22 protein-coding genes and 1 pseudogene are annotated in these 23845 nt (G+C 64.3%); 12 read left to right on the plus strand and 11 right to left on the minus strand.

What is annotated here, in order from left to right; translation table 11 throughout:
* The first annotated feature begins 58 nt into the window (after positions 1 to 58).
* Both HD883_RS02625 and HD883_RS02630 read left to right on the plus strand, forming a co-directional pair.
* Positions 59 to 313 carry a helix-turn-helix domain-containing protein gene (locus HD883_RS02625; protein ID WP_179587959.1) on the plus strand — a complete coding sequence of 85 codons (255 nt, stop codon included), beginning with the start codon at positions 59 to 61 and terminating at the stop codon, positions 311 to 313.
* A 1-nt stretch (position 314) separates the two neighbouring features.
* Positions 315 to 1655 carry a type II toxin-antitoxin system HipA family toxin gene (locus HD883_RS02630; protein WP_179587958.1) on the plus strand — a complete coding sequence of 447 codons (1341 nt, stop codon included), beginning with the start codon at positions 315 to 317 and terminating at the stop codon, positions 1653 to 1655.
* Between the two features lie 6 nt (positions 1656 to 1661).
* Here HD883_RS02630 and HD883_RS02635 read toward each other — a convergent pair whose 3' ends face one another.
* Entirely contained in the window at positions 1662 to 2582 is a 921-nt protein-coding gene (locus tag HD883_RS02635) for a LysR family transcriptional regulator (RefSeq protein ID WP_179587957.1), read from the minus strand.
* A gap of 75 nt (positions 2583 to 2657) precedes the next feature.
* Between HD883_RS02635 and HD883_RS02640 the strand changes: the two genes are divergently transcribed.
* Positions 2658 to 3317: a DsbA family protein gene (locus HD883_RS02640; protein WP_179587956.1), complete on the plus strand. Its 660-nt coding sequence runs from the start codon at positions 2658 to 2660 to the stop codon at positions 3315 to 3317.
* An 87-nt stretch (positions 3318 to 3404) separates the two neighbouring features.
* Positions 3405 to 4322: an MBL fold metallo-hydrolase gene (locus tag HD883_RS02645; RefSeq protein ID WP_179587955.1), complete on the plus strand. Its 918-nt coding sequence runs from the start codon at positions 3405 to 3407 to the stop codon at positions 4320 to 4322.
* Between the two features lie 4 nt (positions 4323 to 4326).
* Here HD883_RS02645 and HD883_RS02650 read toward each other — a convergent pair whose 3' ends face one another.
* Positions 4327 to 5109, minus strand: coding sequence for an SDR family NAD(P)-dependent oxidoreductase (locus HD883_RS02650; RefSeq protein WP_179587954.1), 783 nt, complete (start codon positions 5107 to 5109; stop codon positions 4327 to 4329).
* Positions 5110 to 5151: 42 nt separating this feature from the next.
* A pseudogene (locus HD883_RS02655) lies at positions 5152 to 6240 on the minus strand (alkene reductase).
* A 163-nt stretch (positions 6241 to 6403) separates the two neighbouring features.
* On the opposite strand from HD883_RS02655, the gene HD883_RS02660 reads away from it, so the two are divergent.
* The gene (locus HD883_RS02660) at positions 6404 to 6982 is read left to right on the plus strand and encodes a TetR/AcrR family transcriptional regulator (RefSeq protein WP_179587953.1); all 579 of its coding nucleotides are present in this window, start codon (positions 6404 to 6406) and stop codon (positions 6980 to 6982) included.
* Between the two features lie 19 nt (positions 6983 to 7001).
* Here the strand turns inward: HD883_RS02660 and HD883_RS02665 are convergent, their stop codons facing one another.
* Positions 7002 to 7643: a GntR family transcriptional regulator gene (locus HD883_RS02665; protein ID WP_179587952.1), complete on the minus strand. Its 642-nt coding sequence runs from the start codon at positions 7641 to 7643 to the stop codon at positions 7002 to 7004.
* A 189-nt stretch (positions 7644 to 7832) separates the two neighbouring features.
* Between HD883_RS02665 and HD883_RS02670 the strand changes: the two genes are divergently transcribed.
* The 3 genes from HD883_RS02670 to HD883_RS02680 all read left to right on the plus strand — a co-directional run bounded on the left by HD883_RS02670 (position 7833) and on the right by HD883_RS02680 (position 11213).
* Positions 7833 to 9254 carry an aldehyde dehydrogenase gene (locus tag HD883_RS02670; RefSeq protein ID WP_179587951.1) on the plus strand — a complete coding sequence of 474 codons (1422 nt, stop codon included), beginning with the start codon at positions 7833 to 7835 and terminating at the stop codon, positions 9252 to 9254.
* A gap of 16 nt (positions 9255 to 9270) precedes the next feature.
* On the plus strand, positions 9271 to 10170 hold the full coding sequence (locus HD883_RS02675) for an NAD(P)-dependent oxidoreductase (protein ID WP_179587950.1): 900 nt from the start codon (positions 9271 to 9273) through the stop codon (positions 10168 to 10170).
* Positions 10171 to 10232: 62 nt separating this feature from the next.
* Positions 10233 to 11213 (plus strand): tripartite tricarboxylate transporter substrate binding protein, encoded by a 981-nt coding sequence (locus HD883_RS02680; protein ID WP_257021964.1) that lies wholly within the window; start codon positions 10233 to 10235, stop codon positions 11211 to 11213.
* A gap of 39 nt (positions 11214 to 11252) precedes the next feature.
* Here the strand turns inward: HD883_RS02680 and HD883_RS27565 are convergent, their stop codons facing one another.
* Together HD883_RS27565 and HD883_RS27570 are read right to left on the minus strand one after the other, a co-directional pair.
* Positions 11253 to 11534, minus strand: coding sequence for a DUF2147 domain-containing protein (locus HD883_RS27565; protein WP_373563416.1), 282 nt, complete (start codon positions 11532 to 11534; stop codon positions 11253 to 11255).
* Positions 11438 to 11710: a hypothetical protein gene (locus tag HD883_RS27570; RefSeq protein WP_257021965.1), complete on the minus strand. Its 273-nt coding sequence runs from the start codon at positions 11708 to 11710 to the stop codon at positions 11438 to 11440. The genes HD883_RS27565 and HD883_RS27570 overlap by 97 nt, the downstream gene beginning before the upstream one ends.
* Before the next feature lie 237 nt (positions 11711 to 11947).
* On the opposite strand from HD883_RS27570, the gene HD883_RS02690 reads away from it, so the two are divergent.
* A complete protein-coding gene (locus tag HD883_RS02690) occupies positions 11948 to 13363 on the plus strand; it encodes a sensor domain-containing diguanylate cyclase (protein ID WP_179587949.1) in 1416 nt (471 codons plus the stop codon).
* A gap of 36 nt (positions 13364 to 13399) precedes the next feature.
* Here HD883_RS02690 and HD883_RS02695 read toward each other — a convergent pair whose 3' ends face one another.
* The 4 genes from HD883_RS02695 to HD883_RS02710 form a co-directional block, all read right to left on the minus strand.
* Positions 13400 to 14152: a tetratricopeptide repeat protein gene (locus HD883_RS02695; protein ID WP_179587948.1), complete on the minus strand. Its 753-nt coding sequence runs from the start codon at positions 14150 to 14152 to the stop codon at positions 13400 to 13402.
* 95 nt (positions 14153 to 14247) lie between these two features.
* Entirely contained in the window at positions 14248 to 16575 is a 2328-nt protein-coding gene (locus HD883_RS27575; RefSeq protein WP_179587947.1) for an MBL fold metallo-hydrolase, read from the minus strand.
* Positions 16576 to 16728: 153 nt separating this feature from the next.
* Positions 16729 to 18078, minus strand: a complete 1350-nt coding sequence (gene gudD, locus HD883_RS02705; protein ID WP_179587946.1) for a glucarate dehydratase — start codon at positions 18076 to 18078, stop codon at positions 16729 to 16731.
* A gap of 50 nt (positions 18079 to 18128) precedes the next feature.
* Positions 18129 to 19100 (minus strand): Bug family tripartite tricarboxylate transporter substrate binding protein, encoded by a 972-nt coding sequence (locus HD883_RS02710; protein ID WP_179587945.1) that lies wholly within the window; start codon positions 19098 to 19100, stop codon positions 18129 to 18131.
* Between the two features lie 193 nt (positions 19101 to 19293).
* On the opposite strand from HD883_RS02710, the gene HD883_RS02715 reads away from it, so the two are divergent.
* Positions 19294 to 20334 (plus strand): LacI family DNA-binding transcriptional regulator, encoded by a 1041-nt coding sequence (locus HD883_RS02715; protein WP_179587944.1) that lies wholly within the window; start codon positions 19294 to 19296, stop codon positions 20332 to 20334.
* On the opposite strand, the gene HD883_RS02720 is transcribed toward HD883_RS02715, so the two are convergent.
* Positions 20271 to 21776 (minus strand): 3-deoxy-D-arabino-heptulosonate 7-phosphate synthase, encoded by a 1506-nt coding sequence (locus tag HD883_RS02720; protein WP_179587943.1) that lies wholly within the window; start codon positions 21774 to 21776, stop codon positions 20271 to 20273. The genes HD883_RS02715 and HD883_RS02720 overlap by 64 nt on opposite strands.
* 135 nt (positions 21777 to 21911) lie before the next feature.
* On the opposite strand from HD883_RS02720, the gene HD883_RS02725 reads away from it, so the two are divergent.
* On the plus strand, positions 21912 to 22850 hold the full coding sequence (locus tag HD883_RS02725; protein WP_179587942.1) for an NADP-dependent oxidoreductase: 939 nt from the start codon (positions 21912 to 21914) through the stop codon (positions 22848 to 22850).
* A 74-nt stretch (positions 22851 to 22924) separates the two neighbouring features.
* Entirely contained in the window at positions 22925 to 23845 is a 921-nt protein-coding gene (locus tag HD883_RS02730) for a LysR family transcriptional regulator (protein WP_179587941.1), read from the plus strand.

Consider the following 23845-nt stretch of genomic DNA (forward strand, 5'->3'; position numbering starts at 1 on the left):
GCTTTTATTCGTATATCAGGTAAATTACATTTACTTGTATTGCAGGTAAGGCCCACTCATGTCCCGTCACGTTCTGATCACCAGCGCACAACTGAGTCTGGAGTTTCAAGCCGCCCGGCGCGCACTGGGGCTGACCCAGGCGGACATCGGCGCCCGGATTGGCCTCAGCCAATCTCGCGTGTCCCACCTGGAATTGCATCCGGAACAGCTCAGCGCGGAACAGCTCCTTGCCTGGTGTGCGGTGCTGGGGTTGGAGTTATCGATCGGCAAGCGGGGCACGGCCGCATCGGCACCTGCTGCCACGGACTGGTGACATGGGGCGCAGCTCACACAGCCGAAGCCTGTCCCTGTGGACGAACGGCGTGCGCATCGGGCGCTGGACGATTCCTGCGCGGGATGCGCCGGAATTGCAGTACGACGCTGATTGGGTAGGTGCGGACGTCGGACGCCCGCTATCGCTCTCACTGCCTTTCAATCTGTCGAACGCCCCGATCAAGGGCGACAAAGTCGCCAATTATTTCGACAATCTGCTGCCCGACAGCGATGCCATCCGGCGCCGCGTGGCCGACCGCTTCAGGACAGCATCGACTGACGCATTCGACCTGTTGAAAGCGGTTGGCCGTGACTGCGTCGGCGCGGTGCAAATCCTTGGCGAGGACGAATCCCCCGATGGTTTCGACCGAATCGACAGTGTGCCCATGTCCGAAGAGGACATCGAGCGCCACCTGATCGCCACCGTGTCGCCCAATGGATTCGGCGGGGCCTACGGACCTGATGCAGACTTCCGCATCTCGCTGGCAGGGGCCCAGGAAAAGACGGCATTCCTGCGTTGGCAAGGCCAGTGGTGCGCGCCGCGCGGCACGACGCCGACCAGCCATATTTTCAAGCTTCCATTGGGCCTGATGGGGGGAAGGCAGGCGGACTTCACGGCGTCGGTCGACAACGAATGGTTGTGCTTGCGCATCCTGAAGGCGTACGGCCTGGCCGTTGCCAACGCGCAGATCGAGACCTTTGGCACACAGCGGGTACTGGTCGTCGAACGGTTCGACCGGCGACTTGCGCCCGATGGACGGTGGCTGCTCCGTCTGCCGCAAGAAGATTTTTGCCAGGTCGAAGGGTGCTCCCCGCTGCACAAGTATGAAAACGAAGGGGGCCCTGGACTCAAAGCGTTGTTCACGGCGCTGCGGCGGTCGGTCGACGCCGATGCGGATATGACGACGCTGATGACCGCGCAGATACTTTTCTGGATGCTGCGTGCACCGGACGGTCATGCCAAGAACTTCAGCATCCACCTCCTGCCGCGCGGCCAATTCAGGCTGACGCGCATGTATGACGTGATGTCCGCTTACCCCGTCATGGGCAAGGGCGCCGCGCAATGGTCGCCGTTTGACGTCAAGCTGGCGATGGCGTTGCTGGGCAAGAATCGCCACTACGCCATGCACGACATACAGCGTCGGCACTTCAACACCACGGCGCAAAAGGTGGGCTACGCCGCCAGCGCCGAACCGCTCATTGAAGCGATCCTGGCGCGTACGCCCCAAGTCATTGCAGAAGTCAGCGCCGATTTGCCCAAAGGGTTCTCTCCTCAGATTGCCGACGTGATCCTGCAAGGACTTGCCCAGGCGGCCGCGATGCTTGAAGCGATGGCGCCCTGACGCTTTTCAGCGCTCCATCAGCATGTCCACAAACGCCCGCACCTTGGCGGGCCGGAATCGCGCCGACGGGAACACGGCGTGGATGCCGCCCGCAGGCAGCCGCCACGTGGGCAGAACCGGGATCAACCGTCCGGCCGCAAGATCCTGAGCGATCGCATAATCCGGCAGCACCGACAATCCCGCGCCATGAATGACGGCTTCCCGCACGGCCAGGGTCGCGTCGAGCAGGATCGACGGATGCACCGTCACGGTCTTGCGTTGTCCGTCGCTGGACGTGAACTGCCAGCGCGCCGGGTCGCGCAGCGCGGTGTTGGCGACGAAGGGCAGGGCGGCAATCTCTTCCGGGCGTTTCAACCGCGCCACCTTTGATGCCAGGGCGGGGGCAGCCACCAGCAACTGCTGGAAGGCGCCGATCTTGCGTGCCTGCAAGCCGCTTTCCGCCAGCCAGCCCACACGGATCGCCAGTTCGATGTTGCCGGACATCAGATCCAGCATCTCGTCACTCAGCCGCGCGTCAACCTTGCAGGAGGGGTAGCGCTGGGTGAACGCGGCGATCACCGGGACCAGGACACCCACGCCGTAGTCGAACGGGGCGGTCAACCTGAGCGTGCCGGTCGGTTCGGTTGATCCTTCGGCCAGTTCGCCAAAGGCCGCTTCGGCGTCCTGCAGGATGGCGGCGCAGCGATGGTAAAAGGCCTGGCCGGTTTCGGTGGGCTGCACCTTGCGGGTAGTGCGCACCAGCAGCGACGTCCTGAATTCGCTTTCCAGCCGCGCGACCTGCTGGCTGACCACCGCCTTGGTGATCCCCAGCCGTTCAGCGGCCGCCGTGAAGGACCCGGTTTCGACCACGGCCACAAAGTAGGACAGGCGCCGAAGATTGCCGATACCGCCCGGCCCGGCGTCGTTTTGATTGTATGGCTTAGGCATACATTGTGTTTAGCATGTATGTATTTATCAATCAATGCCGCGGATCTACGATGGCTTCCATACCGGAGACCTTCCATGACGCCAAGCACTGATTCCGCTACCAACATCCTGTACTACGTTTTCGATCCGCTGTGCGGCTGGTGCTACGCGGCCATGCCGGCCCTGGCCGCTGTCAAGGACTTGCCGGGCATCCACATCGAACTGCTGCCCGCCGGACTGTTCACGGGCACCGGGGCGCGGTTGATGGACGATACGTTTGCCGCCTACGCGTGGTCCAACGACCAGCGTATCCAGCGCCTGACCGGCCAGCGCTTTACGCCGGCGTACCGCGACCAGGTGCTGGCCAATCGCGTGCAACCCTTCGACAGTGGCGCCGCCACCGTCGCCCTGACGGCGGTTGCCCTGACCGCGCCCAGCCGCCAACTTGATGCCCTCGCGGCGATTCAGCAGGCGCGGTATGTCGACGGCCGCGATGTCACGTCCACCGAAACGCTTGGGAAGGTGCTGGCGGCCGAGGGACTGGACGCCGCGGCAAGCGCGCTGTCCGCACCGGGTCGTGACCTGGCGGCAGCCACCCGCGAACGCATGCAACGCGCCCAGCAATTCATGCGGCAGTTCGGCGTGCGCGGCGTTCCCGCGCTGATCGTTGACTCGGGCAACCATCTGTCGTTGGTCGACCATTCTTCCAGTTACGGCAATCCGTCAGCCCTGATCGGCCTGTTGAACGCCGTCTGATGGGTTTCTTCGTCATGCAGGGTCGGTTGACGCTTGCAAGACCGCAGCACCTTTCGCATTCACCCGTTTTCATCTCAAGGCATTGCCATGACCACACGTAGAGAGCTCATCAAAACCGCCGCCGCCACCGCGATCGCCGCGACCTTCCTGGGCGCCCGCACCGCGATCGCTGCCACGCCGGCGGCGTCGCGTGCTCCGGCCCTGTCCTGGAAAGCCTACCCGGCGGGCGAAGGCGGGTTCTACCGCGCCCCGGTGCTGCTGTCCGGCGCGCGTGACGCGGTGTTGATCGATGGCGGATTCACGTTGCCGGACGGCAAAGCCATGGTCGATGCCATCCGCGCCAGCGGCAAGACGCTGACGACCATCTATATCAGCCAGAGCGATCCGGACTATTACTTCAGCCTCGGTCCGATCAGGGCCGCGTTCCCGTCAGCCAAGGTCATCGCGGCGTCGTCCACCCTTGCCGCCATCAAGGGCAATGTGGAAAAGAAGCTGGCGACCTGGGGACCGCAACTGAAAGAGAACGGCCCGCAGACCCTGGCCGACATCGTCATGCCGGAAGCCTTTGACGGCGGCAGGCTGATGCTGGAAGGCCAGGCAATCGACATCGTGGATGCGGCCGGCCTGCCGAACCGGCGCTATCTGTGGGTGCCCGCGTTGAACGCCGTCTTCGGCGGTGTGCTGGTGTTTTCAGGCGTGCACGTGTGGACCGCGGATACCCAGGGCGCACCCGCCCGCGCGGCATGGATCAAGGCGCTGGACGCCATGGCCGCCCGCAAGCCCGCCGTGGTGGTACCGGGGCACATGGCCACCGGCAGCACCATGGAGGCCTCCGCCATCCGCTACACGCGCGACTACCTGGTCGCGTTTGAAACGGAACTGGCCAAGGCATCGGACAGCGCGGCGCTGATTGCTGCCATGACCCGGCGCTATCCTGACGCCGGCATGGGCGTGGCCCTGCAGATCGGCGCCAAGGTGGCCAAGGGCGAAATGCAGTGGGGCTAAGCCCTCAAGCCTGATATCGCGGCGCGGCATGCGCCTGCCGCAGCCCGCCCAGCAAGGCCTGCCGCGCGCCGTCCAGTCCCTTCCATTGCGCGTCATCGTGCAGGGGCGGAATGGTGACGGCTTCGCGGCGATCGAATCCCACCAGGGCGGCGTCAACCAGTTCGCCCACCTCCATCACTTCGGGCATGGCGGACAGATCCATGCCGGCGCGTTCCCAGATCTCGGTGCGCGTCGTCGCGGGCAACACCGCCTGCACATACACCCCCTTCGGTCCAAGTTCCATCGCCAGGCTTTGCGACAGGAACAGCATGTACGCCTTGGTCGCGCCGTAGATCGACATGCCGAATTCGGGCGCCATGCCCACCACCGACCCGATATTGACGATGGATCCCGTGCCGGCGGCGACCAGTCGGGGCGCAGTGGCCGCGGCCAGCCGCGTCGGCGCAGTCGTGTTCAGCGTCACCAGCCGATCGATGGCGTCCGCGGTTTGGGTGACAAAGCCCCCGGCTTGCGCAATGCCGGCGTTGTTGATCAGGATGCCGATCGATGCGTCATCGCGCAGCCGGGCTTCCACCCGCGCGATGTCCGCAGGCTGGGTCAGGTCCGCGGGCAACACGTCGACGTTGACGCCGTAGGTTTTGCGCAGCGTGTCGGCAAGCGCCTGCAGCCGCGTTGCGTCGCGCGCAACCAGAACCAGATCGTGCTGCCGCTTGGCAAAACGTTCAGCATAGGTGGCGCCGATGCCGCTGGACGCGCCGGTGATCAATACAGTGTTGGAAAGTGCCATGATGGATGTCGCCTGAAAGGTGAATAGGGGTCGATTCGCCGATCAGGCGGTTTCGGCCATTGTCGGATAATCGGAATAGCCCTTTGCACCCTTGCCATACAAGGTGTTCGGGTCCAGTGCTGCCAGCGGCGCGCCAGCCTTGAAGCGTTCGACCAGATCGGGGTTGGCAATGAAGGGACGGCCAAAGGCAAACAGATCGGCGCTGCCGTCTTTCAACGCGGTCTGCGCGCGGGCAAGGTCATAGCCGTTGTTGGCCAGATAGGTATTCCTGAAGCGGCGGCGCAGCGACGCAAAGTCGAACGGCGCAACGTCGCGCGGGCCACCCGTCGCGCCTTCGATCACGTGGATATACACAACATTCAGTGCACTGAGCTGTTCGACGATGTAGTCGTACAGCGGCTGCGGGTCGCTATCCGAAATGCCGTTGGCCGGAGACACAGGGGACAGCCGCACGCCCGTCCGGTCGGCGCCGATTTCCTTGGCGACGGCGGCCGTCACTTCCAGCAGCAGGCGTGCGCGGTGTTCGATCGACCCGCCGTAGGCATCCGTCCGCACGTTCGACCCGTCTTTGGCAAACTGCTCCAGCAGGTAGCCATTCGCGCCATGCACTTCCACCCCGTCAAAACCCGCCGCCATCGCGTTGGCGGCCGCCTGACGGAAATCGTTGACGATCACAGGTATTTCTTCAAGGGTCAGGGCGCGCGGCTCGGACACGTCGGCAAAGCCGTTGTTCACGTAGGTCTTGGTGTCGGCGCGGATGGCGGACGGCGCAACCGGTGCGGCGCCCCCCGGCTACAGATCCACATGCGAGATACGGCCCACATGCCAAAGCTGGACAAATATCTTGCCGCCCTTGGCGTGCACCGCGTCCGTCACCTTGCGCCAGCCAGCCATCTGTTCCGGGGTGTAGATGCCCGGGGTGTCCTGATAGCCCTGCGCCTGCGCGGAAATCTGCGTTGCCTCGGCAATCAGCAACCCGGCCGACGCGCGTTGGGCGTAATAGGCCGGCGCCAGATCGCTCGGGACCAGGCCATCACCGGCACGGGTGCGCGTCAGGGGCGCCATCACGATGCGGTTCTTCAGGGTGAGCGGTCCCAGGGAATAGGGGGCGAACAGTGCGGTATCGGTCATGGGTAGCCTCTGCATCAAGCGGATCGGGGGACGCTGATCGAGTCGGCTCGGTCAGCAAGTCGTCTAATGATGACGACCATAATCAGAACTGTCAACGGTTTTGATTATGATCGGCATCAATGTATAGTGACGGCTGTCGTCAGCCTGAACGAGGACCGCTGCCATGAAGATTTCCAAAGCCCAGTCGCAAGCCAATCGCGCGCGTATTGTCGAGACCGCGGCCGCCCTGTTCCGTGAACGCGGCTACGACGGCGTCGGCGTGGCCGACCTCATGGCCGCGGCCGGGCTGACGCACGGCGGCTTCTACAAACACTTCAAATCCAAGGCCGACCTCATGGTCGAGGCGGCCGAATGCGGCCTGGCCCGCGCGGCGAACGGCGATGCCCCGCTGGACCCCAAGGCCTTCATTGACTACTACCTGTCGCGCGCGCACCGCGACGCTCCGGCCGATGGCTGCACCATGGCGGCCCTGTGCGGCGACGCCGCGCGCCAGCCCGAACCCGTTAAGGCGGTGTTCGCCGCGGGGCTGGAACGCATGGTGGGGACGGCAGAGGGAAGCGAGCAGGGTGCGGAAAAGGCCGAGGACGCTGGCGTGCGGGAACGAAAGCTCGCGCTGATCGCGCAAGCCGTAGGCGCAGTGATGCTGTCACGCGCCTGCCCGGACGACTCGCCCCTGGCCGATGAAATTCTTGAGGTGTGCCGGAGGGCAGCGGTGGCGCAGATGGAAACGGGCGGCGCCTAGGGCGCGGCCACCCACTGCTTCAACGTACCCGGTCGCCCTTGAACAGAAACTTGTGCTCATACAGGTTCCGGGCATTGACGGTATGCCGGCACGCCAGATCCCGCAACAAGGCCCGATCCTGCGCCGCCACGGCTTCAACCATGGCGTGATGCTCTTCCTTGGCCACACGCAGCGACGTTTCATCCGACATGCCATAGGCCCGCGCCGGAAAGCTGATCCAGTCGTGCAGACGGATCGACTCGCTGATGTAGGGGTTGTCGCAGAGCCCGTAGAAGCGCCGATGGAACACCATGTTGGCACGGTGAATGCGGATCAGATCGCCGCTATCCACGGCCTCCGCATGCTCGGCAGCCGCCAGCCTGAGACGGTCCAGGCGTTCCGGCGCCACAGGCAGCGCGAATGCATCCACGGCCGACACATGAAGAATGTTCCGGAAGTGGTGCAGCCGCGCCAGTGACTCAGCTTCGAACCGCCGCACGCGCGCGCCGCGATGCGGCTGCTTGACCACCACGCCCAGCCGGCCAAGCTCGCTCAACGCCGCCCGCACCACATGGCGTTTCGCGTCGTAGTCTTCCATCAGATGATCTTCGATCAGCCACACGCTGGGAAGCAGGTGGCCACGGATGATGTCCACCTCAATGGCTTCGATGACCGCAACCACGCCGGGCGGCAGTTCCGTATGGTTGCGATCGTCATCGATCGGCGGAGCGTTCCGCCTGGATCTGCGCGGGGTTGCGGTCGTCATAGGCCTGATTATCAATAATTTTGGTGAAAAGCTTTTCGACATTGCGGTCGTTGTCATTCACAAGCAATTGCCTAGACTAGGCGGCACTTGAGGAGACAGGCCAACATGCCGGAACAGTTGATCAGCATCAATCCCGCAAACGGAAAGGAAGTCGCGCGCGTTGCCGTGACGACGATCGACGAACTGAACGCCGCAGTCGATCGTGCATGGCAGGCGTTTTATACCAGTGGCTGGCGCGAGATGCTGCCGCACAAGCGCGCGCGGGTGCTGTACCTGATCGCCGACGCGATCGAAAAAGAGAAGGACAGCCTGGCCCGTCTGCAGATGCAGGACAACGGCAAGCCGCTGGGCGAATGCCGCGGCATGGTCGATTCGGCCATCGGCACCTTCCGCTACTACGCCGGCGTATGCGAGACGCTGGAAAGCAGCGTGACCCCCTCGCGGTCCGACTATCTGTCGTTCACCGTGCTGGAGCCGTTCGGTGTCGTCGCGGCCATCACGCCGTGGAATTCCCCCATCATGAACGACGCCACCAAGGTGGCCCCGGCCCTGGCGGCAGGCAATGCCGTGTTGCTCAAGCCTTCTGAAGATTCGCCCTTGCTGGCGCCGGAACTTGCCCGCATCGCCAGGGAAGCGGGGCTGCCCGAGCATCTGTTGCAGGTCGTGCAGGGACGCGGGGCAGACATCGGCGCGGCGCTGGTCGCGCATCCCGGCGTACGGATGGTGTCGTTCACGGGCGGCACCGTGTCCGGACGTGCGATCGGGCGCGCGGCGGGCGAAAAACTGATTCCCGCAGCGTTGGAACTGGGTGGCAAGTCGCCCCATATCGTGTTTGCGGATGCGGACAGGGACCCTGCGGTGGCGGCGGTCGTTGCCGGCATCTTCGGTTCCGCGGGTCAATCCTGCGTGGCGGGATCGCGCCTTTTTATCGAAGCCGCTATCTACGACGACGTCCTGAACCAGGTGGTCGAGCGTGCCCGCACGATCAAGCTGGGCATGCCGGACGAGGCGGGCGTCGAGATGGGTCCCCTGGCGTCCTTTCACCACCGTGATCGCGTCATGGCCTTTGTGGATCGGGCGCGGACAGAAGGCGGCCGCATCCTGTGCGGCGGCGCCGTTCCCAGCGAAAGCGCATTCGACAAAGGCGCGTTCTACCTGCCCACCGTGATCGATGGACTCGACTTCGAATCGGCCACCTGCCAGGAAGAAGCGTTCGGCCCCGTGCTCGTCGCCTTGCCTTTCAAGGACGAAGCCGATCTGATCCGCCAGGCCAATGGCACCGCGTTTGGCCTCGCCTGCGGCATCTGGACGGAAAGTTTCAAGCGTGCGTGGCGCATGGGCCGTGCCCTGGAAGCCGGCTCGGTGTGGATCAACACCTACAAACAATCGGTGACGAGCACGCCGTTCGGCGGCTTCAAGAACAGCGGTGTCGGGCGCGAAAAAGGCATCGACGGACTCAAGCTCTATGCGCAGGTCAAGAGCATGTACGTCGGTCTGCACGACCAGCCCATGGCCATCGCCAAATAATCAGGAGTCCAACGTCATGCAAGCAGGCAACGTCGCCATCTACGGCCTCGGCAACATGGGCTACCCCTTGGCCGAACGGATCGGCCGTCAGTTTTCCACGCAGGTGTTCGATCTGGACTCGGCTCAGCTCAAGCGAGCCCAGGAAGCATTTGGCGCCGAGCGCATCGCGTCGCCCGAGATGCTGGCCGACACCTCCATCGTCGTGCTGTGTCTGCCGACGCCGGCCGTGTCCTTGTCGGTGTTGCGGCAGATCGCGCCGCACCTGCCAACCGGCGCCGTCGTGCTCGAGACCAGTACCGTCAATCCCGAACATATCGTGGCCGAACAGGCCGTGTTGGAAAACTTAGGCATTCATCTGGTCGACGCGTCGATCATGGCGGGCGTGGGGCAGATGGTGGCCGGGACGGCATCGTTGGCACTGGGAGGCAACCTCGACGCTATCGCCAAGGCACAACCCGTGCTGGACGCCATCGCCAGCAAGCAGACGAATTTCGGCCCGCTGGGGGCCGGCGCTGCGGCCAAGGTCATCAACAACGCGGTGGCGCATGCCGTGATGGTGGTCGTGGCCGAAGCAGGCGCCCTGGCCACTGCGGCAGGGGTGGATTCCGCCAAGCTGATCGCACTGCTGTCGGACGCCCAGATGGGCCTGCATCGTCCGCTGACCTACCGATATGCGGATCGCATCATGAAGGGCGATTACGACGGCGGCATGCCCCTGGACGCGGCGCGCAAGGATTCCGTGCTGGCCCTGCAACTGGCGCAGACGCTGGGGGTGCCCCTGTTTGCGATCCAAGGGTCGCACAGTGTCTATGACATGGGCGTCGCCGCGGGATACGGACGTGACGACTACGCCGCGGTCGCGAAGCTGTGGGCCGACTGGGGCTGCCCGACGGTTCCGGATCCGGCCACTCGCTAAGCTGCCCGCACCGGCTGCACCCCATTAAAAAAACCAAGATGGCTAATCATCAGGAGACAACCATGACCCCCGACTTCAAGCGTCGCACGATCGCCATATTGCTCGCATCCTCTTTTGCCATGGCGTCTGCCTCTGCGGCCTGGGCCGCGGATGCCGAGAAGTGGCCAGCGGGCCCGATCGAAATCGTCGTCGGCTTTGCCGCGGGCGGCGGCACCGACATCACGGCCCGCACCATCGCACAACACCTGTCGAAGAAGCTGAACGTGCCGGTGATTGTGTCGAACAAGGCCGGTGCTTCGGGCGAAATCGGACTGAGCTACGTGGCGCGCGCGAAGCCCGATGGCTATGTGCTTGGCATGACCAACATGCCGGGCCTGGTGTCGATTCCGATCGAACGCAAATCGCGCTATCAGGCCAGCGACTTCACGTACATTGCCAATCTGGTCCGGGATCCGAGTGCCTTCAGTGTGCTGAATACCAGCAAGTACAAGAGCCTTGCCGACCTTGTCGCCGATGCCAAGGCCAACCCCGGCAAGATCAGCTACGGGTCTACCGGCGTCGGCACGGATGATCACCTGGCGCTCGTCCAGTTCGAACAACTGACCGGCGTGGACCTGAACCACATTCCGTTCAACGGCGCCGGTCCGCTGCGCATCGCGGTGCTGGGCGGCCAGGTGGACGTCGGCGGCATGAACGTCGGGGAAGTCATGCCGTTCAAGGACAAGGTCACCGTACTCGGGCAGGCAAGCGATGGGCGATCCCCGCTTGCCGAAGACGCCCGCAGCTTCAAGGAGCAGGGCGTCAATCTGGTCTTTGCATCGGAACGTGGCATTGTTGCCCCGGCCGGCATTCCTGACGACGTGAAGCAGACCCTGACCCGCGCGCTGCGCGACATTGCCCAGGACCCGGAATTCATCAAGCAGACCCAGTCGCAATTTACCGAGATGGACTACGTCGAGGGCGCCGCCTGGAAGACCCGGCTGGACAAGGCCACCGAGGGGTTCAAGAAGCTGTGGACGACGACGCCGTGGTCGGATAGCTGAGCCGCCTGCACGGTTCGCAGGCAGCGCGCGGGGTCGCCTCTACTTGACCCGCGTCCACGTCTGCGTCCGCCCGAAGGCGGGCACGCCGATGTACCCGCGCACCTCCAGCGCAGTGCCGTCGTTCGTCAACGTCATCCGGCTGCGGTAGGTCTTGCCGTTTTCGGGGTCGAGGATGGTCCCGCCAACATACGCCCCATCCTCGTCCCGAAAGCCGTCCAGGATCTTCAGGCCGACAATCGGCGCGTTGTACAGCGTGCCTTCGCACTTGGCGCAGCGCGGCGCCGGGTCGCGCCGGACTTCAGGATCAGCTTGTCTATCGATCCCTGCAACTGCCCATTGACCGAAACAATCCGGATCAGCGCCTTCGGTTCCTTGGTGGTTTCATCGACCGTGGTCCACAGACCGATGGGGGAGGGCACCTGGGCGTGGGCAGGCCAGGTCAACAGAAAGCAGGTGGTTGCGATCGTCAACGACACGGCGCGGGGGGATAGGGGCATCTGTGGCTTGTGACAAGGTAGGCAGGTCCGCCATTCTGCCCGTAATCGTCAAGGCTCAGCAGTGTTGATGCGCGGCTGACAGGGCAATGGCGTTGCGGAATTTTCCTGTGGGAACTACGGAATCCACGGACCCGACGGCACGCTAAGATCGCACGGCTTGCGCCGACGCAGGGCTGGCCTGTTGCATCCCGAGCCCGTCGCCACGTGTCCCTTCCAATCCCGCCCCCTGAGTCATCCATGCCCCTTGCGATCGCTTCCTTGCCGCGGCGGCGCGCAGCCGGTCGCCGGGGCCGCAAGTCCTTCCTGATCCTGCTGCCCGTGCTGGCGTGCCTGGCCTTTCTGGCATTCGGCGGCTTTGTGTTGTCCAAGCTGACCGAGGACGCCCGCGCGGTGGAAGCCGCGCAGACCAGCGCGGTGGCGGCAACCTTTGCGTCTGCCGTGGAACGGGTGGTGAGCCGGGCGCTGACGGCCACCCGGTCCCTGGCGGTCATGGTCTACCAGGGCAACGGCAAGGTCGACAATTTCGAGCGGCTAGCGCTGTTCCTGCTGCCCATGTACAAGGGCGCGTACGCGCTGTCGCTTGCGCCCGGTGGCATCATCCGGCAGATCGAACCCCTGGACCGCAATCTGCTGGTCAGGGATCACGACGTGCTGGAAGGCGTCGATCGCGACAAGGTTATTGCGGCGATCAACCCTGATCACCCCGTCATCGAGTTTTCCGGCCCGTTCCAGCTTATCCAAGGGCCCGTCGGCGCGATCGGCATGCTGCCGATTTTCCTGCCCGACGCCCAGGGCGCCAGCAGGTTCTGGGGCTACACCGTCGTCACGTTGCTGTTGCCTGACGCGCTGGAGGACGCCAACCTGGATGCGATGTCGCTGCAGGGCTATGCGTATGAACTGGCGGGTATGGATCCGGAAGCCGGGCACCGGCGCGTGATTGCCAGGTCGGACGCGCCGGTTGCGCAGCCCGTGTGCGAGGGCGTCCACATCGAAGGCGTCAGCTGGACACTGTGTGTGTCCCCGCTGCAGGCGGTGTCGGCGTGGTCACGCCATCTGTTCGAACTGATCCTGATCGGCGTGTGCAGCGTCGGCATGGGCGGCCTGGTGCACGCGTTGATCGTGCTCAAGCGCACAGGTCGGGAACTGGAGTGGTCAGCATTGCACGACGCGCTGACCGGCCTGCCAAATCGCCGCTACATTTACGAGCGGCTCGATACCTTGCTGTTCCCGGCAACGCCCGCCACGTCGCTTGCGGCAGTGGCCTATCTGGACCTGGACGGTTTCAAGCCGATCAATGACGCCCTCGGCCATGCGCAAGGCGATGTCGTGCTTCGGATCGTGGCGCAGCGCTTGACGCGGGCGGTCAGGGAATGCGATGTGGTCGCACGGATAGGCGGCGATGAATTCGTCATCGTCATGCGGGACCTGGAAGGCGAGGCGCAATGCGGCGGCGTGCTGCAGCGCGTATTGAAGGCCGTGGGCGAACCCATCGCGCTGACCGAACGCAGCGTTGCCGTGTCCGCCAGCATCGGGGTCACGTTCGTATCGGCGGCCGCGCCGGCTGATGTCCAGAGTCTGATGCGAGCAGCGGATGAAGCGATGTACCAGGCCAAGGCGTCGGGCAAGAACCGGATGCATATCGCCGGTACATGAACGCGCCGCAACGCGCCCTTGACGCGTGTGCACAGGTCAGTGCCGGTGCCCAGCATGCCCATGCCCCGCCGCCTTCGCCCCCGGATCATGGGCGTCGTCGTCCTCGTCTTCATGCGGGGCGACGCCTTCGCGGGACTTCCTGATCCAGGTCCGGCCCAGCGCGTCGTCCAGCGGCACGCCTTCCCCTTTCAGGTAGGCTCGACCCAGCCGTGCCTGGGCCACGGGGTTGCCCGCGTCGGCGGCGCGTTTCAACCAGGTGATGGCGGTGGGCATATTGCGCGGGACGCCGCGGCCGGATGCATAGGCCTCGAACAATTCGTACTGGGACTTCGGTGCGCAACGATCGTTGGTCGTGGCGGTCTTGCTGTACCACGCGAACGCCTGCTTGCCATCCTTCGGTGCGCCGCCCATGCCGTTCTTATAGAAGTCGCCCAGCAGGCATTGGGAAATGACGGACCCGCCGGCCGCGGCCTTGCTGAACCACTGAAAGGCTTGCGCCGCATCCTTCGGCACCCGATCGTTGCCGTTGTAGTACGTGAAGGCCAGGTCGACCTGCGCGGGGGTATGGCCCTGTGACGCAGCCTGGAGCAGATAGTCAAAGGACTTCTGCCGATCCAGTGCCGTCCCGCTTGCGCCGCTGTAGTAGCGCGCCAGCGCATAGGTGCCCGCGGCATCGCCGGCCTGCGACCGGGCCTCCATGTCTTGAAGCGTAACTGCATGCGCGCCGGTCGCCAGGGTCAGCGCGAACGCAGCGGCAGGCAGTAATCGTTGTGAAAATTGTCTAAGCATCGGTGCTCGCTTCATGCAGAACAGAGCAAGGCTGCAGGTGCGCCGCCTTGCTCTGTTGCCGTGTTGCCGGATCGCCGCGTTATTGCAACGTGGCCTTAGCGGAACGTCGCGTTGACATCTGCCGGCACGACGATCTCGCTGCCAGGGTTGAGCGAGATCGTGACGGTGCGGCCTTTCTGGATCTTGGCCAGCACGGCTTGCGCTTCGGCCAGGGTCTTCAGGCGCTGCGTGCGCAGCACTTCGGGCGGATGGAAGGTGCCCTTGGCCGCATGCACGGATTCGACCGGCCCGCCGTCATACGTGATCGACGCGCCAAGCCCCGGGCTGTTCTGCGCGAAGCTGGGTGGCACGTAGCCTTTGTAGACGGTGTCCTGCACGTCGATCGACACTTGCACGAAAAAGCCGGTGGGATCATCGACGTAGCTGTCGGTCGGCACCACGATGCCGTTGGCCAGCAGCGGGATCGCCGGGTTCTTGTTCTGCGCACCGACGAACCCCTGCACGATCTTGCCGCTGTCCAGCAAGGTGGCGCGGATGTCGGTCAGGCCGGCCTCGCGACCCGGCTTGAACGGACCCGACGTCTCGATACTTTTGTAGGTCCGGTTGGCCACGTCGCTGGCCTTGTAGGACACGACCGACCGGCGCTTTTCCAGCTGGTTCGCGAATTCCGTGGTGACCTTCGTCCCGCCAATGGCCGGCGAATCGAATACCTTGGTCGTCAGCGCATCCAGCATCGTCAACGGCTTGTTCGCATTGGCCGGGTCGCGGTTGTACGCCTTCAGGCCCTGGAAGACTTCAACGATCGGATACTGGTTGGTGTGCTGGGGCGCAACGAAGTCCACGTCCACCGTGTTTTGCAGGTAGCTGAAGCCGTGCTGGAACGACAGGCGGCGCCAGCCATTGGCGGGCGTTGGCGAGTTCAGGCCGTTCACGCCATATCCGCCGTGGTAGCCAAAGATGACGAACTTGCCATCGGCCGGATTCTTGACGCGGAACAGCATGTTGGTGGTGCCGGGGGTATGGCCGGGCGCCCAGATCACCATGATCTGCACGTTGCCATAGTCGTACCACTTGTCGTATTCGTAGAAGTTGTTGGTGCGGGCGCGCAGCACGGTCTCGGTGTCGGGCAGGGCGCCGGGAATGTCCCAGACGTTGCCTTGCAGGTCACCCTTAACGCCGATCACGTCTTCTTTGGACGCCCACAGATTCATGGTCTTGCCGGCGTTGTCCATCATCTTCAGATGTTCGACCGCGGTGCCGTAATGGTCGCCGTGACCGTGGGTCAGCCACAGGTCGGTCACCGATCGTGGATCCACGCCCATCAGTTCCATGTTCTTGAAGTACTGATAGCCGCTGTTGGGCCAGCCTGCATCGATCTTGATGACCTTGTCGTCCGACGTGTCCGCCGTCCCCATATCGGCCTTCAGCACATACGAGGCCACCTCGTTGTCGCCGACGTAGTACAGGGTGTTCTTCACCATCTCGAACGGTTCGGTGCTGCGGGTGTACGGCGCGGCCGAGACGCCCGTCGCGTTGATCGCAACATAGGTCTGGCCCGATACGGGATCCGTGCCCTTGTCGGCCAGCATCGGGCTTTGCGTGGGCACGTCCCACACGGGCTTGCCGTCGGTCTTGGACTGCGGCGTGAAGTACCAGATGGCCACGACCTTGGCATTGGCGGCGTTCTGATAGTTGTTGTCGAACAGCAGGTAGGCCGCCTGCCGGGCGGTGGTCGCGTAGTTGTAATTCGCGGTGACCGGCACGGCGGCCAGGGTCGATACGGTGCTCTTGCTGTAGTCGTCGGTGTTGACGTTGAAGACTTGCGCATCGGGCGCAACGGTATAGGTTTCTTCGTAACGCTTGATGGGAGTCGTGTACGCGCGGCCGGCCTGGTCCGCGGTCACGATGCTACCGTCGCCCACGGTAATGGTGGACCCTGTCTTGTTGTAGATCCAGCCTGCCGCGACCATGGGGCCGGGCGCGTTGGCATGGCGGGCGACGGATGCCCCGTACTTCTGCAAGTTGAATTGCGCATCGCTGGACTTGCCCTTGGCCAACACCACGTTGAAGGTCTGCGTGGGGTCGGTCGGAACGGTGACGGCGCCGGTGTCGGACGCCAGCCAGTCGACCAGATTGCCGGGTGCCAGCGCGGCCTGGATGACGGCGGCATTGGCCGGCGTGACAGCGGTGGTGGTCAGCGTCTTGACGCCGCCTTGCGTCAGTACACTGACGTTCACCACTTGCTGGCCGGTCGCGTTGGTCGTGACGGTCGGCGCGGCCTGGACCAGGCCTGCCGAACGAAAGACCGGCGCAGACGCCGTCGGGCCGGCGTCGTCATCACCGCTGCCCCCGCAGCCTGCCAGGAATGCCGCGGCAATGACCGCCGGCAGCACTTTCCATTTGAAGTTCGATGCTGTATTCACCTTGCTGTCTCCTCGATTGCTTGTCGCCAAGCGTGGATGCGGCCTGCTGGCCTTCCTGGGATGGCACCGCTGTGCCGCGGTGTCCGGTCGTGCTGTCCTGTCTGTGTCCTGTGTCCTGTCCTGCCGGGGTCCGGTTCTGCTTCCCGGGCTGGCTTACCGCACCATGCAAGGCATCTTGTTGTCGAATGCCCAGCCGGGAATCAGGTGCTGCATGGCCATGGCGTCGTCGCGCGCGCCCAGGCCGTGCTGCTTGTAGAGCTGGTGCGCGCGTTCCACCGCGTCCATATCCAGCTCGACGCCCAGCCCCGGTGCGTCGGGCAGGTCGATATAGCCATTGCGGATCTGCAGCGGGTTGCGGGTCAGTTGCTGGCCGTCCTGCCAGATCCAATGCGTGTCCAGCGCCGTGACGCGGCCGGGTGCGGCGGCGCCCACATGCGTGAACATCGCCAGCGAAATGTCGAAGTGGTTGTTCGAATGCGATCCCCAGGTCAGTCCGAACGCCTGGCAGGTCTGCGCGACGCGCACCGAGCCTTGCATGGTCCAGAAGTGCGGATCGGCCAGCGGGATGTCAACGGATTGCAGCGACAGGGCGTGCGCCATTTCGCGCCAGTCGGTGGCGACCATATTGGTGGCGGTCGGCAGGCCGGTGGCGCGGCGGAACTCGGCCATGACTTCGCGGCCCGAGAACACGCCTTCCGCGCCGCAGGGATCTTCGGCATAGGCCATGACACCGTGCAGGTCGCGGCACAGGCGGATCGCGTCTTTCAGCAACCAGCCACCGTTCGGGTCCAGCGTGATGCGGGCTTGCGGGAAACGTTCGTGCAGCGCGCGAATGGCTTCGACTTCTTCTTCGCCGCGAAGCACGCCGCCTTTCAGCTTGAAGTCCTGGAATCCGTAGCGCGCGTAGGTGGCTTCGGCCAGCTTGACGATAGCGTCGGGCGTGAGCGCTTTTTCGTGGCGCAGGCGCAGCCAGTCATCGGCTTCGTCGGGTGCGCTGTCGTAGTCCAGCGGCGTCTGGTGCCGGTCGCCCACATAGAACAGGTAACCGAGCATCTGCACCGACGTGCGTTGCACGCCTTCGCCAAGCAAGGCGGCCACGGGCACGTTCAGGTACTGGCCCAACAGGTCCAGCAAGGCGGATTCGGCTGCGGTGACCGCGTGAATCGCCACGCGCAGGTCGAACGTCTGCTGGCCACGGCCGCCGCTGTCGCGGCTCGCGAAGGCTTCGCGCATCTGATTCAACGTGTGCTGATAGTTGCCTATGGAACTACCGATGATGAATTGGCCGGCGTCTTCCAGTGTTGAACGGATCTTCTCGCCGCCGGGCACTTCGCCAACGCCGGTGTGGCCGGCGCTGTCGGTCAGGATGACGAGGTTGCGGGTGAAATAGGGGCCATGCGCGCCGCTCAGGTTGAGCAGCATGGAATCGCGTCCGGCAACCGGGACGACACGCATGTGGGTGATGGTCGGCGTCTGGCCGACTGCTGGGGAAGTGTGGGGCATGGTAGCTCGGTAGAAAAATGCGTTGTGCAGTCGACCAGGTCGCGCTGCGTTTATTCGATCGTGATGTTGCCGGCCTGGATCACTTCCTTCCAGCGCGCGCTTTCCTGCTGCTGGAAGCGGGTGAACTCTTCAGGCGAATTGGCGACGACTTCCAGGCCCTGGTCAGTGAAGGGCTTGCTGATGGCAGGGTCCTTCACGGCATTGACCAGCGCGGCGGACAGCTTGTCGCGCACGTCCGTCGGCAGGCCCTTGGGCGCGACCACGGCTTGCCACGAATAGACCACCAGGCCAGGCACCGACGCTTCGGCAAAGGTCGGCACATCGGGCAGCACGGGCGAACGCTTGTTGCCGGTCACGGCAATCGCCTTCAGCTTGCCTGCCTTGATGTGCGGCAGCACGGCGTTTACGTTCTGGAAGGACATGTCCACCTGGTTACCCAGAAGATCAGAGATGGCCGGTGCGCCCCCTTTGTACGGCACATGCAGGCCCTTGGTGCCCGTCTTTTGCCAGAACAGTTCGGCCGTCAGGTGGTCGGACGAACCGGCGCCCGACGTCGCAAAGCTGATGCCACCCGGCTTGGCTTTCAACAGCGCCAGTGCGTCCTGCACGTTATTGACCTTGGAGGCCAGCGCCGGGCTGACGACCAGCACGTTCGGCGCCTGCACGGCCACCGTCAGGTAGGTAAAGTCCTTGGCGGGGGAGTAGGGCAGCGACTTCATCAAGTGTTCCGCCACCACCAGCGGTGCCAGCGACGTCACCATCAGGGTGTAGCCGTCCGGTGCAGCCCGAGCCACTTGCGCGGCCCCGATCGTGCCGGTCGCGCCCGCCTTGTTCTCAATCACGAAAGTCTGCTTGAACTGCTCGGTCAGCTTGTTGGCGACGGACCGCGCGACAGAGTCGGTCGCGCCGCCTGGCGGAAAGGGCACCACCATCGTCACCGGCTTGTCAGGCCATGCCTGGGCGACGCCGGCGGCAGCCATCAGCGTCAGACCCACCACCCATTTGCTTGAATTGGCGTTCATTGTTGTCTCCATCTTTTTAGTGTTTTGTTAACGTTAACATCTTACTTGTTAACGTTAACGTCGGAATTGGCGAGAGTATGGGGGAGTTTGCGCGGGCTGGCATTGGGGCAAACCCAGGGGTTGCAGAGTGACCTGCACCGAGCAACGGGTTAGCCTTCAGCTTTCTCCCAGCGAAAGCCACCCGTTGCCGCCCATGCCCGCGACGTCCAGCAAGCCTGTTGTTCCTCCGCACAGCCCCGTCGAACGGGGCAAGGTCACCGTGCGTGAAGTCGCGCGCGCCGCGGGCGTGTCGATGATCACGGTTTCGCGGGTGATCAACACCCCGCAGCAGGTGTCGCCCGCCACGCTCGAAAAGGTCAACGCCGCCATCAACGCGCTGGGCTATGTGCCGAACCTGATGGCTGGCGCACTGCGGCTGTCGCGCAGCAACCTGGTGACGTTGCTGGTGCCCTCCGTGGCGGGGTCGTTGTTTGCCGGCATGCTGACGGCATTGACCGAATCGCTGGATGCCAAGGGCTTCCAGTTGATGGTGGGGCAAAGCGGCTATGCCACCCCGCGCGAAGACGCCCTGCTGCGCGCCATCATCGGCCGCCGGCCCGATGGCATTGTCCTGACCGGGGTCATGCATTCGCCGCAAGGACGGCAACTGTTGCAGGCATCGGGCATACCGGTCGTCGAGACCTGGGACACGACGTCAACGCCTATCGACATGCTGCTCAGCGTGTCGCACGAACAGATCGGCGCGGCCGTCAGCAAGTATCTTTTCGACGCTGGCAAGAAGCACCTGGCGGTACTGGCCGGTGACGACGAACGTGCCCACCTGCGTGCCGACAGCGTCGTGCGCACTGCCCTGGAACTGGGCCTGCCGCAACCTGTCGTCCGATTCATGTCCGCGCCGACGACGCATGCCCAGGGCCGGGAAGGACTGCGGGCCTTGCTCGATGCCAACAAGCAGATCGACGGCGTGTTCTGTACGTCGGACCTGATGGCGGCCGGGGTGTTGACCGAAGCCATGGTGCAGGGTCTGTCAGTGCCTGGGCAGCTTGCGGTCGTGGGGTTCGGGGACATGGACATCGCGTCGTCGATGTCGCCGTCGATCACGTCGGTGCATGTGGACGGCGCCGCGATCGGCGCGCGCGCCGCGGAGATGATCGCCGCGTGCGCGAATGGTCAGCGGCCGGCGGAGTCGGTGGTGGAAATCGGATTCGAGATCGTGCGGCGGGAAAGTGCGTGAAGGTCTGCTACGTGCACCATCAGTTCCCTGACGCGGCGCAGGGTCGCGTATTGGTTCAGGACGGTAAGCCAACGGGGATCGGTCAGCAAGGTCTGCCACACTGGTTCCAGGTCTTGCGCATTGACAGCTTCGCCATCGCTCAGCCTGCTCGCGTAATCAAGCGTATTTGTTGACGATATCAACTGCATCCGGCTGGCCGCGCCGAGTGGTTTCGGGGCCGGGTCCGCAGGCGCATCCGAGCAATAGAGCACCGCATCCTGAAACGTCGCCAGGGCGTCTGTCGTGGGCAGCGCGTGCAGCGATCTGCCGCGAACAGGCACGGTGCCTTGCTTCGTCAGAAACGGATAGATGACGTGTGCATCGGCTTTCGACAGCAGCTGCAGGCCGCGCAGCAGCCTTGGAAAATCCGTGGTTGCGGCATCGGCCGATGCCTTGGCCTCGACCAGCAGGCAGATGTCCCAGGGCGGCGATGCGGCGGCATCGGTCTTTTTGGCAGCTTCGGCCTTTTTGGCCCCTTCGGTCTCCTTGGCGTCCTCAATCTTCGGGCGCCGAAACACCGCGACGTCCCACTCGGTCTTGGCCCTCTCGGCGCTGTCCACCAGCACCGCCGGAACATGCAGGGCAGTGACGACCCGGTAGGTCCACTGTTGGCTGTCGTCGCGATTCAGTTGTGCCGCCAGCGCATCCAGCGCCTGGGCTGCTGTCGCCTCGACCTCTGCGCCTCGCTGCTGCGCGCTGGCACCTTGCGCCGCAGCTTCCGCGCTGCCTGACCTGGGCCCATGGGACGCCCATAAGGCAAGGTAATGCTGCACGTCGGTGTCGTGCGCCAGCGCCAACAGCCGCTGCAGCCGTGCCAGCGCGGGGTCTTGCAGAAGGTGTTGAAGGCTGCGTCCCAGCCCGGCGGTGGACTGCAGATCGAACAGAGGATCTGACCGGGTTTCAAGACCGGCCAACAGGAATCGGCCCGTGTCCGCCGCTTCTGTCCACGCGCCCGTCGATACCTGCTCATACAGCTGCGACAACCCGTCGCGAAGTGGACCTGAAGCCTGTTGCCGCAGCTTGCCCGGATGCGCAATGGCATCGACGCGGCTTCGAATGTGGCGAGCGTCCTTGTCCCCCTGCGCCTGCAAGGACGCGTACTCACGCACCCATGCATGTCGATGGCGCAGCACCATCGCCTGGAATGCAGGGTCGCCGGTCTGCGGATGCAAGGCATCAGCAATCAGCCTTGCCAAGCCCTGCAAGAATCGGGCTTTGACTGCCGCGTCCGGTTGCTCGCCACGCGCAAGGGCTGCGCGCGCCAGCTCGATGGCCACCGCAAGATTCCTTGCCGCAGAAGGCGCGTCCGATCGTGCATCCCGGTCGCCCAGCGGCGGCACCCGGTAGCGACGGGGCACGGTGCGTAGCAACGAGTTCAATGGGGAGCAGGGCGTCGATGCCATGACAGGATGCTGTGCAGGGAAGGGCAAGCGCGAAACAGGCCGCTCAGTCTAGCAGCCAGGGAACGCCTCTTGCAGAGCCTCCCGGTGCGTTCTGCGGCGTGCAGTGCGCTGAACCGCTACTTGAAGGATGCAATGATGAGTCAAATGCTTGCCTACCGGATCCATGCATTCGGCGGCCCCGAAGTATTCAAGCCTGAATCGGTCGTTATTCCCGACCCGTCGGGCGCCCAGGTATTGATCCGTGTACTGACTGCCGGCGTCAATCCGGTCGACGCCAAAACGCGTGGCGGCAAGTACCCCATGATCGGCGACAAAGATCTGCCGTACATCCTTGGGCGCGACGTTGCAGGCGTGGTGGAGCGCGTGGGGGATCAGGCGCTGCCATGGAAGGCGGGCGATGAGGTCATCGCCTTCGTGGGACAAGGCGACGGCGCCTTTGCCGAATATGTGATCGTCGACGCCAAGGCCATCGCGCGCCGTCCGGAGTCGGTTGACTGGGTGCACGCGGGCGCGATCCCGCTTGCCGCGTTGACGGCGTGGCAAGGGCTGTTCGACCACGGGACGCTGGAATCCGGGCAGCGCGTATTGATCCACGGCGCGTCGGGCGGCGTGGGGCTGTTTGCCGTGCAGTTCGCCAAACAGGTGGGCGCGGACGTGTTCGCCACCGCGTCGGGTGAGGGCGTTGCATTGCTGCGCGAGATGGGCGCCGACCACGCCATCGATTACACGTCCGAAAAGTTCGAAGACGTGGCCAAGGACATCGACCTGGTGTTCGACCTGGTGGGCGGCGAGACGCAGCAGCGGTCGTGGGACGTGATCAAGCCGGGCGGCGTGCTCGTGTCCACCCTGGGCGAGCCGTCGCAGGAAGAAGCCGCAAAGCGGGACATCCGCGCCATGCGCTTTCTGGCCGAGCCCGATGGCCAGCAATTGGCCACCATCTGCACACTGGTGGACGAAGGCGATCTGGTGGTGAAAGTGGTGGGCACCTATCCTTTTGACGCTGCACCGGATGCGCTGGCGGCGGTGGAGGACGGGCACGCGCGGGGCAAGGTGGTGATCAAAGTGGCGATGTAGGGAGTGCAACCCGGCGGGGGAGGCCGGCTGGCTCATGCATAATCCGATCGTTGATACCCGCAATCATCCGGCCCATGCGATACGAACTGACCGACCTGCGCTTGTTCCTTGCCATTGCCGAGGCCGGCAGTCTGTCCGCGGGCGCGGCGGCAGTCCACCTGACGGCGTCGGCGGCAAGTTATCGCCTGAAAAATCTAGAGTTCGCCCTGGGCGTGCCCTTGTTCACCCGGGCGGCACGGGGGATGGAGCTGACCGCTGCAGGCACGTCGGTCCTCAAGCATGTACGCGGGCTCTTCGCCGGGATCGAGGCCATGCATGGCGAGATCGCCAGCTTTTCGAAGGGGCTCAAAGGCAGCGTGCGCATCGTTGCGAACAGCAGTTCCCTGAACGGCTTTATCGTGCCATCGCTCAGCCGCTTTCTGTCTGCCCACCCAACCATCAACATGGTGGTGGAAGAGCGGCCCAGCACCACCATACTTGCTGCCATCAACGATCAGGAAGCCGACATCGGCATCCTGGCCGGGCCGGTCGCCGCGACGGCGTCGGACGTGACCAGCCGCCGGTTCGCACTGGACCGGCTGGTGATTGCCACGCCGCTTGACCACCCTTTGCTGGCCCATGCGGCCGTCCCGTTCGCGACCGTGCTGGACCGCGATTTTGTCTGCATGGACAAGGCGAGCAGCAACACGGTATTCCTGAAAGAGATGGCGCATCAGACCGGCAAGGGACTGAGCATCCGCATCCATGTGCAGACCTTCGACGCGGTGCTGCACATGGTGGCGGCAGGCGTTGGCGTCGCATTGGTCCCGCGCAGCATTGCATCGGCCGCGCTGGATGCGGGAAGGATAGGGGCGGTGGGGCTGACCGACCCGTGGGCGCATCGAGAATTGTCGCTGGTCACCCGCGCAGGCGACTTGTCGCCGCTGGTCTCGGCGGTTGTCGACCTGCTGCTGGATGATCCGGTGGTGATGGCGTCGCGCCTGTCCAAAGGCTGA

Origin of the sequence: Pigmentiphaga litoralis (assembly GCF_013408655.1) — a bacterium.
Lineage (GTDB): Bacteria > Pseudomonadota > Gammaproteobacteria > Burkholderiales > Burkholderiaceae_B > Pigmentiphaga > Pigmentiphaga litoralis_A.

What these genes read in the sequence shown, in the direction of transcription:
- HD883_RS02625 (WP_179587959.1), top strand. Translation starts at nt 59, where the DNA reads ATGTCCCGTCACGTTCTGATCACCAGCGCACAACTGAGTCTGGAGTTT.
- gudD (WP_179587946.1), bottom strand. Translation starts at nt 18,078, where the DNA reads ATGCCCCACACTTCCCCAGCAGTCGGCCAGACGCCGACCATCACCCAC.
- HD883_RS02675 (WP_179587950.1), top strand. Translation starts at nt 9,271, where the DNA reads ATGCAAGCAGGCAACGTCGCCATCTACGGCCTCGGCAACATGGGCTAC.
- HD883_RS02645 (WP_179587955.1), top strand. Translation starts at nt 3,405, where the DNA reads ATGACCACACGTAGAGAGCTCATCAAAACCGCCGCCGCCACCGCGATC.
- HD883_RS02680 (WP_257021964.1), top strand. Translation starts at nt 10,233, where the DNA reads ATGACCCCCGACTTCAAGCGTCGCACGATCGCCATATTGCTCGCATCC.
- HD883_RS02635 (WP_179587957.1), bottom strand. Translation starts at nt 2,582, where the DNA reads ATGCCTAAGCCATACAATCAAAACGACGCCGGGCCGGGCGGTATCGGC.
- HD883_RS02650 (WP_179587954.1), bottom strand. Translation starts at nt 5,109, where the DNA reads ATGGCACTTTCCAACACTGTATTGATCACCGGCGCGTCCAGCGGCATC.
- HD883_RS27570 (WP_257021965.1), bottom strand. Translation starts at nt 11,710, where the DNA reads ATGCCCCTATCCCCCCGCGCCGTGTCGTTGACGATCGCAACCACCTGC.
- HD883_RS02720 (WP_179587943.1), bottom strand. Translation starts at nt 21,776, where the DNA reads ATGGCATCGACGCCCTGCTCCCCATTGAACTCGTTGCTACGCACCGTG.
- HD883_RS02690 (WP_179587949.1), top strand. Translation starts at nt 11,948, where the DNA reads ATGCCCCTTGCGATCGCTTCCTTGCCGCGGCGGCGCGCAGCCGGTCGC.
- HD883_RS02730 (WP_179587941.1), top strand. Translation starts at nt 22,925, where the DNA reads ATGCGATACGAACTGACCGACCTGCGCTTGTTCCTTGCCATTGCCGAG.
- HD883_RS02710 (WP_179587945.1), bottom strand. Translation starts at nt 19,100, where the DNA reads ATGAACGCCAATTCAAGCAAATGGGTGGTGGGTCTGACGCTGATGGCT.
- HD883_RS02695 (WP_179587948.1), bottom strand. Translation starts at nt 14,152, where the DNA reads ATGCTTAGACAATTTTCACAACGATTACTGCCTGCCGCTGCGTTCGCG.
- HD883_RS02640 (WP_179587956.1), top strand. Translation starts at nt 2,658, where the DNA reads ATGACGCCAAGCACTGATTCCGCTACCAACATCCTGTACTACGTTTTC.
- HD883_RS02715 (WP_179587944.1), top strand. Translation starts at nt 19,294, where the DNA reads ATGCCCGCGACGTCCAGCAAGCCTGTTGTTCCTCCGCACAGCCCCGTC.
- HD883_RS02725 (WP_179587942.1), top strand. Translation starts at nt 21,912, where the DNA reads ATGAGTCAAATGCTTGCCTACCGGATCCATGCATTCGGCGGCCCCGAA.
- HD883_RS02670 (WP_179587951.1), top strand. Translation starts at nt 7,833, where the DNA reads ATGCCGGAACAGTTGATCAGCATCAATCCCGCAAACGGAAAGGAAGTC.
- HD883_RS02630 (WP_179587958.1), top strand. Translation starts at nt 315, where the DNA reads ATGGGGCGCAGCTCACACAGCCGAAGCCTGTCCCTGTGGACGAACGGC.
- HD883_RS02660 (WP_179587953.1), top strand. Translation starts at nt 6,404, where the DNA reads ATGAAGATTTCCAAAGCCCAGTCGCAAGCCAATCGCGCGCGTATTGTC.